The following is a 15637-nucleotide window of genomic DNA, read 5'->3' on the forward strand; positions in this document are numbered from 1 at the left end:
CCCGCGCCAGGTTCGCCGACATGGCAGGCCGCATCGAGCCGAACCGGTTCCACGATGCGGGCTATACGGCGACGCTGCGGGACATGATCGCCCGGGTGATCACCGCCGAGGCGCCGATCCGCGACGACCTGCTGGTCGAGCGGATCGCCCGGGCGCACGGGTTTCGCCGTTCCGGCCGCGTCATCCGCGATCGCGTGATGACGCTCGCGCGCGCCGTCACGCACGCCGAGCAGGAGCCCGGGGGCGCGACCTTCCTGTGGCCCGATATCGCCGCCGCGGCGGCATGGGAGCGGGCGCGCTATCCGGCGACGGTCGAGGATGTCCGGGCGCTGGAGGACATCGCCTTGCCGGAGCTCGGCGCGGCGCTCCGCGCGTGTCCGGGCGACGACGCCGAGGGCGCCGCGGCGCGCGCCTTCGGCATCCGACGCCTCAGCGCCACCGGCCGCGAACGCCTGCGTCGCGCCACTCCAGCGACGGGCCACCTGCGATAGATCGTTGCAGATTTGTCCGCCCCGCGCCGGTCCTGATCCGTCCTCCGCGAGGTCAATCAAAACCGGCTTTCCTGCATATTGCAAAATTGGTGCCAGAAGAGGACTCGATTGTGCGCTTTAAGCCAATGATAAAGAACGCAATATAAATCCAACCTCTCTCGAAGGCCCCCAAAAGGGCCCCCAAAAAGATTGTTGTTACTACCGTTCCAGGCTTTGGCTCCCCTTGCCGTTCGCTTCGCGTCGCTGCCGGAGGAGGCGATTCGAACCGAGCGCGAAGTCTATGTGCTAGCCGAAAAAGCGATGAGCTATCTGGTCCACACCCTATGCGGCAAGCCGCCGGGCACAAGTGTATGTTTGTCCTAGGCAATTCCTGCAAACTTCCCCGGTCCACGATCGCTTTACGCCGCAATACGGTGCTAAATGTTTGATATAACGCAATATTCCAGGACTGTAAATTTCGCGCTTTCCTACACCTCCGGCCGCGGGTTAGTCGGGTATGCCTTTCGAAGCGTGACCACGCTCCTCCGCTCACTGGAGGACGTGAATGTCAGATATTGAGAAAAGCGCAGAGCCTTTGGCTGTCCGGGTCGCAGTGGCGTGTAGTCTCACGGGTTTGGGCCGAACAACCATCTATGAGTTGCTGAAATCAGGTAGACTTCGAAGCGTGAAGGTCGGGCGCGCACGTTTGATCGATCGAGCAAGCTTGGTAGGCTTGCTGGACGGCTAACGTGAGACTCAATCCGTATTGAACGCCCCGGCAGCCTCACCGAGCGTGCGAACAGGGTTCAAGCGGCCTTCCCAGGCTTCCTGGCGCACGAACATCGCCCGGTAGCGGTTCGGCGCATCCTGTTTGGTCGCATCAGCGCACCAGAGCTTGAGGCGGTCCCACTTGCGCGGGTCGTCCAAATCCTCGCGTCCCTTGGTTTCGACGATCCAGACGGTGCCGTCGACCGCCCGCGCGATGAAGTCCGGCCGGTAATCGCGTACGATGCCCCCGCCGGCCGATTGGTATTCGACGGTGAAGCCCGTCGCTTCCGTGTTCTTGTAGAACGCCTGAACGTCCGCCGCCCCCTCCAGGAAGCGGGCGAAGGCGAGTTCAAAGGCATTGTCGCCGACGACCTTGTTCATCAGCGATTTGGTCGCCTCGATCACGTCCCGCCGCTTCGTCACTTGCGGCCGGGTTGCCGACAGCTTGATCCGGTCGACGACGTGCGTGTCGCCGCTGTCGTGCACGGTTAGCCGATTGATCGCGCCCTTGATCGTGTCGAACAGCGCGCGGGTGACGCCCGTCTCGCTCAGGTTCCGCAAGACGTTCGGGTCATCGAGCGACACCTTACGGTCGAACAACCCGTCTTCGATGAACGGCACCAGCTTCCCGAACAGCACGTCATAGCCGCCCACCAGCCGCAAATCGTCCTTGATCGACTTGGCGAACCACCCGACGACGTTGCGCCAGTCCGCGACCGCGCCCGCGTCGAGCTGCGTCGTGTGACTCACCTCGTCGGTGCGAATGTCCCGGAACACGATTTCGCGCTGCTCGGCTTCGGTGAACTCGCGCAAGGGTACGCGGGGGGCGGGCAGGCTGGCGTCGTCGATTTCCTCGAAACGATAGAACTGGCGTTCGATGCGTGGCTTCAGCTTGGGGAGTTCGATGTCGAGCGCGGCAACGTCCTTGTCGCGGTCGATTTCGACGACCATCGGCCCGGCGGGTCCGCTGTTGCTCCCCATCGGCCGCTGTTCAAGCTCGACGCCTTCGTTCTTGATCGTCTCGACGAACTCCAGGAACCGTTCGGTGCCGAGCACGCTGACCTGTTCCTTGACGTCGCGCCCGGTGAACATGCGTCTCAGCCCGCGCCCGATCGTCTGTTCGGGCAGGATGTTCGACGGGGCCCTGAAGGCGCGCAAGCCGACGATCGTCGTCACGTTGCGGACGTCCCAGCCTTCGCGGAGCACCATGACGGACACGACCGCCAGGTAGGGGCTTTCCCAGCCATCGATTTCACGGCTCTGCTTGCGCAGCTCGTCGAGTTCGGCCTTGCCCTTCCCCGTCGCGCTTTCCGAAATCTCGCCGTTGTCCTTGGTGTGGATCACCAGCACCTTGTTCTTCAGTTCGGGATAGCGCGTGCTCAGCCACTCAGCGACCCGGTCACAATTGGACGTGTTGTCCGTCATGACGAACAGCACCGACTTCTTGCCGGCCTTCCTCAGCTCCCCGAAGGCCCGCTTCCATTCTAGCACGCCCAGGTCGAGATGGTCCTGATACTGCTCGACGAAGTCCTCACTTTGCCGGACGGTCAGGCGCGCGCGGCTGGCGGCGTCGGGCAGAACGGGCGTCTTGACCACGCCTTGGGCGATCGCCTCGACCAGCGGATAGTCGGACACCGTCTGTACGAAGATTGCGCCGTTGTTGTGCTTGGGCGTCGCGGTCAGGTCGAATTGCGCGGACAGCCCCGTCCCTCGTCGCCGCAGCCCCGCGTCGAGTTCGCCCATTTGCCGGAACCAGGCCGTGCCCTCGCGAACATGGTGTGCCTCGTCGTTGATGACGATCAGGTCCGGCACGGACCGCACGATGATGCCCAGGTCCGCCTTGCTGTCCGTCGTCTTGGCCACCGGCTTCGCGCCCAGGAATTGCTCGCGCAAGTCCCACGTGGGCGTTGCCCGCCCACCTTCGTCAACGCGGTGGATGTTGGTCAGGAACAGATTGCCGCGCGGCGCGACGTGCCCGATGTCGTCCTGCACGTGCACAGTCAGTTGGAAGTCGGCGCTCCAGTCGCGCCGCTCATAGCCGTTCGGCGGCAACACCGGATCGCTGTGAAACACGCGCGCGCCGTCGAAATCGACGCGCAGCCGGTCGAGCACGATGATGTTGGGCGCAACCAACAGCGTGTTAGTGGATAGAGTCGAATCCGCCTCATAGAGCTTATGATAATAGCTCCAGGCGATCAGCAGGCTCGCGACCTTGGTCTTGCCCGCCCCGGTCGCGAGCTTCAGGACGTAGCGAGTCCAGTCCTCAACGAACATTTGCTGCGATACCGCGCCCGTGCTGTCATAGGCGATTAGGCTCAACGGGTCACGTGCCTTGGCGACTTCATACAGCCACACCGCACTTTCCACTGCCTCGCGCTGCGCGAAATACCACTGCCAGAGGAACGGGCCGTCGTTGCCGTACAGCACATGCTCACGTTCGAACCACCAGCGCAGCAGCGCGCGGGTAGTCTCGCTCGCCCCGGCATAGCCCGTCCCTCTCCACGCCGCGACGCCGCGCCGAACCTTGTCGACCAGCGGCGGAATGAGCGAGGCTTGCCCCATGCCGCCCAGCAGCTCGTCACCGGGATACCAGCGGACGTCGGGGGATAGGATCGCATAGGGATCGGCGGAAAAGGCGGGGTTGAGCGGCATGGCCTAGACTTCCACCCCGATTACCTTGGTCGTGTCGTTGCCGAATATGTCGATCACCTTGATCGCGATCCGCTTACGGCCGGGCGTCGCATATTCGTGCGTCGCGCTGGTCAGCTCCAGCGCCCGGTTGCGCCGGGTGCGGAAGCTCTGCCATTCGTTTTCGAAGATGTAGCGCCCCGTCCATTGCGGAACGTGCTTCACCGTTCCGTCGGCTTGCGACACCGTTTCGTGGATCGTCTCCGGACGGCTGGCATAGTCAAAATCGACCGCCCAATAGTCGATCCAGTCGGTCCATTCCTTGGTCAGCACCTCGCGGGTGACGGTGCCGTCCTTCCCCTTGGTCAGCTTGACGACCTGCCCGTCGTCGACGGCCACCTTGGTGCCCGGCCGCATTCCGTCGATCAAGTTGTCGAGCCCGTCCTGTCGATAGGCGACTGCGAAGTTCGACAGGGTGACTGTCACCCGCCTCGCCCTCTTGTCGGCGATTGTCGCGCGCGCCTCTACATAGGCGAGATCGTGGAAGTTCACCTGTCCCTTGTCGATCGCCCGGCGGTCGAACACGTCCTTGGGGATGTAGCGCAGCGCGACCGCGACGCCTTTCGCCTTCGCGTCGTCGACTGCGCGCGGGGCTAGGCCCATTTCGAACTCGAAGCCGAGCACGTCGACACGCGCCACGCCCATGCGCCGCGCCGCTTCCACCGCTTCCGCGACAGTCAGCTCGTTGACCGGTGCGTCCAGCGGCCCGACGACGATGAACGCGTTGTCTTTTACCCCGTGGAACGGCGGCGACTGTTCGACCGCTTGCGCGCGATACGCCTCCAAAATCAGCGCGACATAAGCCGCTTCCTTCGCCGCCGCCGCTTGTGTGCGTTCACCAGCTGGCAGCGTTGGATCGATGCCCGCGAACCATTGCCGCTCGTATTTGCCGAGGTTGAGGATTTCGAAGCTGCGCCACGGCTTGCCCGCCGCCTTCAACTCGCGCTGCACTCCGATCAGGCGTTTGCGACTGGTATGGACTGCGAAGCGGCCCAGGTCCGCACCGATCCACTTGCGGCCGAGCTTTTCAGCGACAGCGAGGGTTGTTCCAGAACCACAGAAAAAGTCTGCTATAAGATCGCCGGGTCTAGAGGACGCGCCAATAATCCGCTCTAGCAGAGGCTCTGGCTTCTGAGTTGGGTAGCCAACATCCTCTGAACTCCACGAGTCGATGAACTTCAAGTCCGTCCAAAGGGTCGTTAGCGCAACCCCCGGCATTTCATCAAGATATTGCTTATAGCGCGGCATGCCGTTTTCGGTGTAGAACAGCCGGCCTGTATCGTGCAGTCGCTGCATCTCTTCTTGCTTGTAGCGCCAGATCCTTTTGATTCCATTCCACTGGTAAGACGCTCCTGTCTTTCTCGGAGCCGTGGTTGATCGAGAAAGCCACTTTCTGCCATTAGGATCGGAATATCTGTAATAGGTCTTAATGTACTCTTCGGTGTAAGGAGTGTATTGGTCATTCCATGTGTAGCTAGAACCGACTTTGTAGATTAAGATTGTGTCGTGTATTTTTCCCAACGTCGAGGCATCGCTATGACCGTGCCTTCGCTTATAAGCAACCTCGCCTAGCAGGTTTTCCTCTCCAAATACCTCGTCTAGCAAAGCGCGGAGTATATAGTTGACCCTATAGTCACAATGAACGTAGATTGTACCATCAAAGGCCATTACGCCTCGAATGGCAATAAGCCGTTCTAGGATCATCGAAGCGAACGAGTCAGCTCCACGGCCCCACGTATCTCTATAGGCAATTTCTTCGATTACGGTCGGCTCTTTTGTCAGGATTTCCCCGCCAACATCTATGTCTAAGTGGAAGTCCGCTCCGACGTCAAACGGCGGATCGATATAGACGAGCTTCAGCCCACCGGCCGCTTCGATCTCCCGCCGCAACGGGCCGCCCTTCAGACTCGACAGCACCAGCTTGTTGTCGCCCCAGATCAGCTTGTTCGACCAGCCGCCGCCTTGCCGCCCACCGCTGCCCATTTGGAACAGGTCCGCGACATGCGCGCCCGTCTCGCTGCGCGGCTCGTCGATTTGTTCGATGCTCTGGAAGGGCAGGACGACGTTGGTGACTTCGCTCGTCTTGCCCGGCCAGATCAGTTCCGCCTCACGCGGTTCGCGGAATAGCGTCCAGCGGAACCGGTCTGGTAACGGCTCCCCACGTGCGAGGTGGTCGGCAATCAGCGCCTTGTCGTCGTCGCTCAATTCCACTCGTGCACCTTCCACTCGCGCGGGCACCAAGGCTCCGACCCGCCGATCGTCGTTATGCCGTACCGGCACCCGATTGAGAGCGCCAGACGTCGGCCGAAACCCAACCGTCCCGGCCCTTCAGTTCCCAGTCGTTCCATCCGTTACGGCTTGTTTGGGTCGCTGCCCACGAGGCTCCGGAGAAGGAGCTGTGCGAGCCTCCGACGCCTTCTACCTCCATCTTCCGATTTTTGACGAGACCCATGAACGTCTCGCCGCCATACTGGAAGCGACAGACAGTGCCTTCAGCCGGGAGGTTGCCGTTTTCGCCCAAGCGACCCAGCTCGGGGAAGGCAGTTTTGGATTCAAGCGGCGGCATCCACACTTTTCGCGCCGTCTCGAACAGCGCCGCTCCACGCGCCTCAACGCATCCTTCGTTCCACACGTCGAAGTCGTGCAGTTCGCGATTCAGCGCGAGACTGGCATGAGCGCGCAGAGCCGGAAGCTTGGCTGAAAATGGCCCGTTCGACATGGTTGAGTTGAGTGGTGACGTAACCAGCGTCAGGTTGCCAAGTTTGTTGATGCACTCGTCTCGTTTAATCTCTGCGCTAAGTTGGTCTGGGTCAGTGTTCCCGGAGTCTACGTGGTAAAACCCATCGATCGGCCAATTGTCACGCCACTTCTGTGGCATGATGTGTTCAATCGTCAGCGCGGACTTGATCTCGATCTCTTCACTGAGTGCCGTTCGTTTAGCGCGCTCGATCCGCTCGAAAACGTAGCGCAGTCGCGGCTGGCGAGCTGACTTGTACTGATCCCGTCCCAGCCATCCCTGCCTAAACTCGGCATCGTTGGGCCACCGATCCGTCTCATTTGGCCTTGTCGAAAGCCACCGCGCCAGCGCGGTGACCTTACATCCCTCGCTCTCTCGCAAGCGATCGATTGTGCCCACAAAAAACCGATTGTAGCTCTTCGTGGAAAGGCCGGCGATGTCACGCCGCAGTATGTAGCTTTCCAGCATTTCGAGCGCGGCCGACAGCCTTTCGCCGACATCAGCCTCCGTGGCTAGGTATACGACCAAAGGAAACGCCGTGCTGACGTCAAAGGCCTCCGCGAGTGCGCCAAACTTGCCGATCGGGTTGCCCTTGTCCTGTTCGAAGATCCTCCGCACGACGGCTGCTGAGGCAGTGATCGCCAACAGTTCCGGCTCGACGCCCGCAAAAGGCTGCTGGTCAATAATCCACCGCCGATAGCTCTCGAAGAGTGCCTCCTTGGAGACGATGTCGGCTTTCTTCATCGATAGATGATCGGTCAGCATCCAGTCCAGACGACTTGCTCCCTGCCGACCTCGATAAGCCAAAGCTCCCCAAAAAGGGCCGTCAAGCGGGAGCCAGTGCTTCTCATACAGCTCGTCGATCTTCAAAGAGCCCTGTTCTTGGCCCATTCCCTTTGCGCGTTGAAATATGAAGTTTCGCATTAGATCGCCTGGGGTCAAGTCGACACCACGGCTGTTGAGCGTTTCGAAGATGGTCTGGGGATCGTCGCCGCCTTCAAGCTCGATTGAGACGACCGCGAGCCCTTCCTTCATGGCTTCAAAGAGCTTCTCAAGCTTGGCTTCGTCGTAGTGCTCGCCGCTACCGACATGGGCGTTGATCTGCTCGCGGAACCACTCGTGTGCTTGCGCGGCCTTACGAACGAAGCCATCTTCTTCCGGCGGCCTCTTCGCGATTTCATCAAGATTGGTGGCGGAATCGACGACATGCGCAAACGCCCTCCGATCCATTAGCGACGGCCAAACCTTGAATCGTTCGACGTTGGGCGTCTCCATGATACCGTCGTTGAGCAGGTATTTCTGGATTTCGGCAGCATACGACGAGCCGTTCGCGGCGGCCACGTCACGAAGCGCCGCCAGCAACAGCTGGAAAGTAGTCAGCCTTTGCTGCCCATCAATAACTTCGAACGCTTGGATTTCCTTCCCGAAGGTCTTTATTTGCGCGATCACCATTGCCCCCATGAAGTGGGGGACCACCGAAGCCCGGTCCTTCAAGAGGCGCTGGTATGCACGAACGATGTCTTCCCACAACAGCCTAAGCTGCGGCTCGACCTTCCACGCATACTGGCGCTGATAAAGAGGGATCAGGTATCGCTTCTTACCATCGAAAAGCTCGATGATTGAGCGTGTGTATGGTTTCATTGGTGCCCCTTCCCCAGGCTGCTAGTTAGCCTGGGGCGTTCGGACCCGACAAGGCCTATCAGTTACGCGTGGCTCGAACCGCCCAGTCCGGGGATCACGCGCTGAAGCGTAGCAAGAGCCTGAGCGACCTCGTCGCAGGCTGGTGACGGTCCCCCTGCATGCGACATTGATTGGATAATTTCGCCCTGGCGGTGTGTCGGTACGCTGCCATAGCTCGTGAAGGTGGTTAGCACGTCGGCGTGGCCCAGATTTTGTGACCATGCCTTCATCGCTTCCGGCGACAGGTTGAGCGTCATCGCATGGCGCACGAGCATATCGCGAAAGCTGTGCGGGTTGTAATAGGGCAGGCCCGCCCGCTCGAACGCTCGCCGAAAAACCGCATTGATCGGCTGTGTCGTGCTCCAGCAGTTCCGCATGATCCCCGCCGCGCGAAAGCTGCCGGTTTCATCGAGCCCCATTTCAGTCGCGGGGAACAGCGGATCGTCATCACCCCAATGATGATCCCGCTCCAGCTCACGCGTCCAGTCGGTGAACACGGTCCGGGCGCTGCCTTCGATCGGCATGAGAAAGGTGCGGAACGTCTTGGCGAACTTGGTGCGGACAGACCGCGCATCCTGTTCGACATAACCTTCGTCCAGGTTGACGTGCCCCAGCCGGAAGGATGCCAGCGCGCCAACGCGCGCGCCGGTCAACGCGGCAAAGGCGATCAGCGCCCGGTCGCGTCGTTCGAGCACCGTGTCGGCGGGCATGGTCGACATAACGTGGTGCACTTGCGCCAGTGTCGGCACGCGCTTTTCGCGCCGCGCACGCGCGACCGCCACGTCCTTGTCGCTCAGATTGAAATAGTCCGCGTCCGCATAGGCAATATGCGACTTGAAGCCGGGCAGGTGTGCCAACCAGAAGAAGAAGGCACGCAGGTCGCGCAGCGTCGACAGCATCGTCGCTTTGCTCAGCCGCTGGTTCGTGCGCACGTTCACCGCGTCTGCCAGCGCCCGCTTGAAGGCAACCGCCTGTTCGCGGTGGAAGCGCCGAAACTCCTTGCGCTTGGTCGACTCCTCGAACCGCGCCAGCGACTTGGCAACGGCGTCGATCGTAGCCTCGTCACGGCCCTTCGCCTCCTTCAGATAGCGGTAGTAGTCGCGCTTGATCCGCTCGTTCGCGGCGTTGTGCTTCGTCATGTCGTCGCCTGCCTTTCCAAGTCACAATTGAGGGAGGGCGAGGGGCTGCCCTTTAGGCGTGGCGGCGCTTGCGAGATTTGGACGTCGCAGCCGGGCAGGATGGTCATGAGCGAGGCTTTGGCGGCGCGGCGATGCATGACTGTTTCGCAGGCGGCGCAGATCGCCCGGACGTTGCCGCCGGTGGCGCTGATCGGGATGTAATCGACCATGCCCAAGGCCGGCGGCCGGGGCGCGCGGCACTTGAAGCAGTAGAAGGTGCCGGGCGGACAGGGCGACTTGCGACTGGCGCTACGGCTCGAAAGGAAGGCGCGAACTGTCGCGCCGTGGAACAGCACGGGCCGGCCGCTGTCGAGCGGCTTCAACCCGTCGCGCTGCCAATGGCGCACCGTATTCTTATGCACGCCCAATCGCGCCGCCAGCTCCGCCACGTCATAGGCGCGGTTGAGCTTGACGACGTTAGGGCTGGCCCGCCGCGCAGCCATAGCGACCGCCTCAACCTTGCGACGCGATCAGCCGCCGGATCGACTCCGCCTTCACCAGCCGCCGCCGCCCGAGCTTGAACGCCTCCAGGCGGCCATCCGCGATCATCGCGTAAACGGTCGTGCGGCCCAGCCCCAAAGCCTTGACCGTGTCGCTGATCGAAACCGAAAGCTGTTCCATGCGATGCTCCACTCTACACCAGCGAGTGCCGGCGAACGTGAAGAAGCATCGGACGCGCACCGATCGGCGTCGTCCACAAACGTCCAAAAATGACCTAACGCGGCTTAGGATTCGCTCGCCGGATGTGCTCCAAAACGAGCTTGGCTTTGGCTTGCAACTGACTGTTCGCCGGGATCGGAGCGCCTTGCTCCGCGAACCAATCAGCCATCAGTTTCGCAACGTCAGCTTGGGCGCCATGCGCATCGGGGTCGGGTGCAATCGCGTTCCGTTCCGCTTCGCCGATCAAGAAGAGTAAGGCGCCATCCCAATCGTGCGAGCGTCGGCGGCCCGGCCCCCCTACCTTGACGTCGAGTTTGGCGGGCAATGTCGCGAACAAATCTGCCGGCGGCGCGGGAGCGTTCGGCGCCAGCATCTCGATCATGGACAAGGGGAAACTAAGGCCCGACAGGTCGAATGTTAGCCATGACTTGCCATGTGTCCCCTGTAATTCTTCGAAGTAATCCGGCGCTATAATCGTGGTGTGCTGCATACTTCCGCGTGCCACACCCGCCTCCCAATCGAAGTGGTCGATTTGCAGGATTGCTTCCACAGGGAGGGCGAACGGAAACTCCGGCATTCGGGGTTCCTCAACGACTACCTCTTCCCAAGGCTTTGCTGCCAAGGCCCTGAGCGCCGTTGGATCATCCGTCTCCGGGTCCGTCTCGCGGCTAAGGCGCGCCCACTCCAAGAAGTCGTGTGCTGCGACCATTTCGACTACCGTGCCGGCCGTGAACTCGAAATAGCCGGTTGTCTCAAACACGTGCCAGGACAGCATCCGTTTCGCCCATGGCCGGGGAGCCACGGTCTGAAGCATGTCGAGCGCTTGGGCGGCAGTTATCCGGCGTTCTTCCACGTTTCCGTTGCGGGCTCCGAGGGTGTGAACGGCAGTATCTGTGCGCCGTCACGGAGAGAGTCCAGCTTGTCGCTCCACCATTGCGCCATGCGGACCCGCTCATCCCAATGGGCTCCACGATGGTAAGCAGCGCGGACCTGATCGCTGTCACGGTGCGCGAGCGCCCGCTCGATTGCGTCCGGATGCCACTTGCCCGACTCGTTCAGCAGCGTGCTCGCCATCGCGCGGAAGCCATGCGCAGTCATTTCATCCGCGCCGAAGCCCATGCGGCGGAGCGCGGCGTTCGCAGTGTTCTCCGATAGCGGGCGATCACGCTTCCCCATCGCCGGGAACACAAGCCGTCCGCCGCCGGTCAATCCGCGCAACTCGCCGAGGATCGCCAGCGCTTGACGGGATAGCGGGACGACGTGCTCGCGCCGCTTCTTCATACGTGCGGCCGGAATGCGCCAGACGTTCGCCTCCAGATCGAACTCGCTCCACTCGGCTTGGCGAAGCTCGCCGGGCCGGACGAATACATGGGGCGAAAGCGCCAGTGCCAGCCGCGTGGCCGGCTGCCCCGTATAGCCATCAATGGCACGCAGCAGCTCACCGATCCGCTGGGGATCGACAATCGCGGACAGGTTCTTGGGTTTGGGCGACGCAACCGCACCAAGCAACAGCCCGGCCGGATCAGCCTTGGCGCGAGCGGTGGCAACGGCATAGCGGAACACGCGACTGGCAAAGGCGCGGGTCCGGCGGGCCGTCTCTAGGTTGCCTTGCGCTTCCTGCTTTTTGAGGACGGCCAGCAATTCGTGGGGCTCCACCTGATCGACCGGACGATGACCGATCGCGGGTTGCAGCCATTCGCGCGCCCAATGCAGCTTCGTGATGGTTGCGGTTGCGCGCCCTTCGCGTTCAGCCTTGCCGACATATTCCAGGGCGACAGCCCCGAAAGTCGTTCCAGCCGCCAGCTTGGCCGCGACCCGCTCCCGCCGCTTGGCCGCCGCGGGATCGTCGCCCGCGCCCGCTTTAGCGCGCGCCTCATCCCGCGCCTTGCGGGCCGACCCTAACGTCACGTCAGGATACTTCCCCAACGCCAGCTTCCGCTCGACACCATGCGCCCGGTACTTCAACCGCCAGAGCTTGCCGCCCGCCTTCGTGACCAGAAGGTAGAGGCCGCCACCGTCCGCGAGCTTGTAATCTCGCTCCTTCGGCTTGGCCGCGCGGATCGCCGTATCGGTAAGCGCCATGTCAGGCCCTCCAGAAAGGGCCCCCAAAAAGGCCCCCGTTTCGGCCCGGCTGCTGGCGAACAAAGGCGGACGCCAGCAACCGCGTCGCTGAAGAAAATGGCAGAAAACCTAGGGTTTGTCGACCTGTGGCGGATGTTCGCGAACAGGAAAATGGTGCCCAGAAGAGGACTCGAACCTCCACGGCCTTGCGACCGCCAGCACCTGAAGCTGGTGCGTCTACCAATTCCGCCATCTGGGCACGGGGTAGGGGCGCGCCTCTAGGGCCCGGGCGCGAGCCTTGTCAACCGGCCCGCGTGGGAGCAGGAGCGCGGGCGACGGGTCGGGCGTTCCCCTCTCCCACGGATCACGAGCGAGGCGCGCGGATGGAAGGCAGGCTGGTCACGCTGTTCGGCGGCGCCGGGTTCATCGGCCGCTATGCCGCGCAGGCGCTGTTGCGCGCGGGCGCGCGCGTGCGGTTCGCCGAGCGCGACCCGCGCCGGGCGTTCTTCCTCAAACCGCTGGGCGGGCTGGGGCAGACGCAGTTCGTCGCGGCGGACATCGGTCGCCCGGACACGGTCGCGCGCGCGGTCGAGGGCGCGGACAGCGTCGTCAACCTGGTCGGCACGTTCGGCGCCGCGATGGAGCAGGTGCATGTCGACGGCGCCCGCGCGGTGGCGCTGGCGGCGGCAACAGCGGGCGCGGAGGCGCTGGTGCACGTTTCCGCAATCGGCGCCGATCCGGCATCGCCGTCACGCTATGGCCGATCGAAGGGCGAGGGCGAGGCGGCGGTGCGCGCCGCCTTTCCGGGCGCAACGATCCTGCGCCCGGCGGTGGTGTTCGGGCCGGAGGACGATTTCCTCAACCGCTTCGCACGGCTGATCGCGCGCGCGCCGGTGGTGCCGGTATTGCGCGCGGGCGCGCGGTTCCAGCCGGTGTTCGTGGCGGACGTCGCCGATGCGATCCGCTTCGCCGTGACCGAGCCGGGCCGGCATGCGGGGCTGACGGCCGAGCTGGGCGGGCCGGACGTGCTGACCATGGCCGAACTGATGCGCTTCATCGCCGGCGCGATCCACCGGCCCGCGCGGCTGCTGTCGCTGCCCGACGCGGTCGGCGCCGGGATCGCGCGGGCGGGCTTCCTGCCGGGCGCGCCGATCAACTGGGATCAGTGGCTGATGCTCCAGCGCGATACGGTTGTGGCGCCCGGCGCGCCGGGGCTCGACGTGTTCGGCGTACCGGCGACACCGATGGCGAGCGTCGCGCCGGGCTACCTCGTCCGCCACCGCCGCATGGGCCGGTTCGCCACCCGCGCGGGCGAGACGGCGGATCTGTCGGCGTGAGCGACCTGGCGACGGCCGCGATCCTCGGCCTGGTCGAGGGCGTGACCGAGTTCCTGCCCGTCTCGTCCACCGGCCACCTGATCCTGGCGACCCGGCTGCTCGGCTACGACGCGGCGCGCTGGGCGCTGTTCAACGTCGTCATCCAGCTTGGCGCGATCGCGGCGGTGGTCGTGGTCTATCGGCGCACCTTCGCGACCGTGCTGGCGGGGCTGGCTCGGCGCGAGCCAGGCGCGTGGCGGTTCGCGCGCAACATCGCGCTCGCCTTCCTGCCGGCGGCGGTCGTCGGACTCGCGCTGCACAAGCGGATCGAGGCGCTGCTCGCCAATGCGGGTGTGGTCGCGGTGGCGCTGATCGTCGGCGGCGTCGCGATCCTGCTGGTCGAGCGGCTCGCCCGGCCCGGCACCGCGAAGGGCGTCGCCGACGTGCCGCTGGCGAGCGCGGGCGGCATCGGCCTCGTCCAGTGCCTGGCGATGGTGCCGGGCGTCAGCCGCTCGGGCGCGACGATCCTGGGCGGCGTCGCGCTGGGCGTCGAGCGGCGCACGGCGGCGGAGTTCTCCTTTTTCCTCGCCATCCCGACGATGCTGGGCGCGAGCGCGCTGGAGCTGTGGAAGAGCCGGCATGCGCTGGCGGGCGGCGGCGTCGGCTGGGGCGCGATCGGCGTCGGCACTGCCGTCGCCTTTGCGGTCGCGTTGCTGGTGGTGCGCGGGTTCGTCGGCTTTGTCGGGCGGCATGGTTTTGGCCCGTTCGCCTGGTATCGGATCGTGGCGGGCGCGATCGCGCTGGCGGCGCTGAGGCTCGGATAGGGCCGATACGTTCCCAATCTGCGCAGGTCGGCGCATAGGATCGATCCGGCCAGCACACTTTGTTTGTCGATAGGTAAGCTGTCCTGACTAGAAGAAGGTGGCCGGGCGCTGCTATGTGACCATCCGTTCACCATGGACAGGATGACGCATGGCTGGCGACATGATGCTGCGGTTCGTGGATCGCGACCAGGCCTATCCGGACCGGCGCGCGGCCGGCGCGCGCGTCGCGGACTTCGCCGAGATCGCGGACAAATACGCGGGCGCCGCCGCCGCCGACCAGGCGGGTCGCTGCTCGCAATGCGGCGTGCCCTATTGCGCGGTGCATTGCCCGTTGCACAACCACATCCCCGACTGGCTGCGCCTCACCGCCGACGGGCGGCTGCGCGACGCGTATGAGCTGAGCAACGCCACGTCCTCCATGCCGGAGATCTGCGGCCGCATCTGTCCGCAGGACCGGTTGTGCGAGGGCAATTGCGTGATCGAGTTCGCCGGCCACGGCGCGGTCACGATCGGCTCGGTCGAGAAGTTCATCACCGACACCGCGTGGGAACAGGGCTGGGTGGAGCCGCTCGTGCCCGGGCGCCCGCGTGGCCAGTCGGTCGGCGTGATCGGCGCGGGGCCGGCGGGGCTGACGGCGGCGGAACAGCTGCGGCTCGCCGGCTATGAGGTGCACGTCTATGATCGGCACGACCGGGCCGGCGGGCTGCTGACCTATGGCATCCCCGGCTTCAAGCTGGAAAAGCCGGTGGTGACGCGCCGGACCGACCGGCTGGCGGCGGGCGGCATCGTCTTTCACCAGGGTTTCGAGGTCGGGCGCGACGCGTCGCTCGACGAGCTGCGCGCCCGCCACGACGCGCTGCTGGTCGCGACCGGCGTGTACCGCGCGCGGGCGATGGAAGTGCCGGGCGCCGAGGCGGGCGGCGTGGTGCCCGCGCTCGATTACCTGATGGCGTCCAACCGCAAGGGCTTCGGCGATGCGGTGCCGGCGTTCGACGACGGCCGGCTCGACGCGGCGGGCAAGCAGGTCGTCGTGATCGGCGGCGGCGACACCGCGATGGATTGCGTGCGGACCGCCGTGCGTCAGGGCGCCGCCAGCGTGCGCTGCCTGTATCGCCGCGACCGCGCCAACATGCCCGGCTCCGCGCGTGAGGTCGCCAACGCGGAAGAGGAGGGCGTGCGCTTCGTTTGGCTGGCCGCGCCGCACGCGATCGAGTCAGGGGGCGTCCGGGCGACGCGGATGCGGCTGGGGGCCCCC

Annotated in this window: 13 protein-coding genes and 1 tRNA gene; 5 read left to right on the forward strand and 9 right to left on the reverse strand. The window is 64.1% G+C overall.

The genetic code is table 11. From position 1 onward, the window contains the following. On the forward strand, nt 1-491 hold a 491-nt coding region (locus tag HUU95_RS01425), incomplete at its 5' end, for a DUF3320 domain-containing protein (protein ID WP_174278454.1). A gap of 544 nt (nt 492-1035) precedes the next feature. Next, nucleotides 1036-1218 carry an excisionase family DNA-binding protein gene (locus tag HUU95_RS01430; protein ID WP_174278455.1) on the forward strand — a complete coding sequence of 61 codons (183 nt, stop codon included), beginning with the start codon at nt 1036-1038 and terminating at the stop codon, nt 1216-1218. Nucleotides 1219-1226: 8 nt separating this feature from the next. Here the strand turns inward: HUU95_RS01430 and HUU95_RS01435 are convergent, their stop codons facing one another. The 9 genes from HUU95_RS01435 to HUU95_RS01475 form a co-directional block, all read right to left on the reverse strand. Further along, nucleotides 1227-3890, reverse strand: coding sequence for a DEAD/DEAH box helicase family protein (locus HUU95_RS01435; protein ID WP_174278456.1), 2664 nt, complete (start codon nt 3888-3890; stop codon nt 1227-1229). Nucleotides 3891-3893: 3 nt separating this feature from the next. Then, entirely contained in the window at nt 3894-6131 is a 2238-nt protein-coding gene (locus HUU95_RS01440; protein ID WP_217429711.1) for a site-specific DNA-methyltransferase, read from the reverse strand. A 58-nt stretch (nt 6132-6189) separates the two neighbouring features. Then, nucleotides 6190-8304 (reverse strand): DUF262 domain-containing protein, encoded by a 2115-nt coding sequence (locus HUU95_RS01445; RefSeq protein ID WP_174278458.1) that lies wholly within the window; start codon nt 8302-8304, stop codon nt 6190-6192. Between the two features lie 62 nt (nt 8305-8366). Then, nucleotides 8367-9281, reverse strand: a complete 915-nt coding sequence (locus tag HUU95_RS01450) for a site-specific integrase (protein ID WP_254602555.1) — start codon at nt 9279-9281, stop codon at nt 8367-8369. A 197-nt stretch (nt 9282-9478) separates the two neighbouring features. After that, entirely contained in the window at nt 9479-9910 is a 432-nt protein-coding gene (locus HUU95_RS01455) for a helix-turn-helix domain-containing protein (RefSeq protein WP_174278460.1), read from the reverse strand. A 64-nt stretch (nt 9911-9974) separates the two neighbouring features. Beyond that, nucleotides 9975-10142, reverse strand: coding sequence for a helix-turn-helix domain-containing protein (locus tag HUU95_RS01460; RefSeq protein ID WP_174278461.1), 168 nt, complete (start codon nt 10140-10142; stop codon nt 9975-9977). Nucleotides 10143-10236: 94 nt separating this feature from the next. Continuing rightward, a complete protein-coding gene (locus HUU95_RS01465) occupies nt 10237-10995 on the reverse strand; it encodes a hypothetical protein (protein WP_174278462.1) in 759 nt (252 codons plus the stop codon). Nucleotides 10996-11015: 20 nt separating this feature from the next. Next, nucleotides 11016-12263 carry a tyrosine-type recombinase/integrase gene (locus tag HUU95_RS01470; protein ID WP_174278463.1) on the reverse strand — a complete coding sequence of 416 codons (1248 nt, stop codon included), beginning with the start codon at nt 12261-12263 and terminating at the stop codon, nt 11016-11018. Between the two features lie 151 nt (nt 12264-12414). Further along, nucleotides 12415-12501 (reverse strand) — tRNA-Leu (locus HUU95_RS01475). A gap of 124 nt (nt 12502-12625) precedes the next feature. Here HUU95_RS01475 and HUU95_RS01480 point away from each other — a divergent pair. The 3 genes from HUU95_RS01480 to HUU95_RS01490 form a co-directional block, all read left to right on the forward strand. Then, complete coding sequence (locus HUU95_RS01480; protein ID WP_174278464.1) at nt 12626-13579, forward strand: complex I NDUFA9 subunit family protein; 954 nt, start codon at nt 12626-12628, stop codon at nt 13577-13579. Further along, a complete protein-coding gene (locus tag HUU95_RS01485; protein ID WP_174278465.1) occupies nt 13576-14382 on the forward strand; it encodes an undecaprenyl-diphosphate phosphatase in 807 nt (268 codons plus the stop codon). The genes HUU95_RS01480 and HUU95_RS01485 overlap by 4 nt, the downstream gene beginning before the upstream one ends. 148 nt (nt 14383-14530) lie before the next feature. After that, nucleotides 14531-15637, forward strand: a 1107-nt coding sequence (locus HUU95_RS01490) for an NAD(P)-dependent oxidoreductase (RefSeq protein ID WP_174278466.1), incomplete at its 3' end; no start/stop codon positions are given.

It is taken from the genome of Sphingomonas bacterium, assembly GCF_903643065.1.
Lineage (GTDB): Bacteria > Pseudomonadota > Alphaproteobacteria > Sphingomonadales > Sphingomonadaceae > Sphingomonas.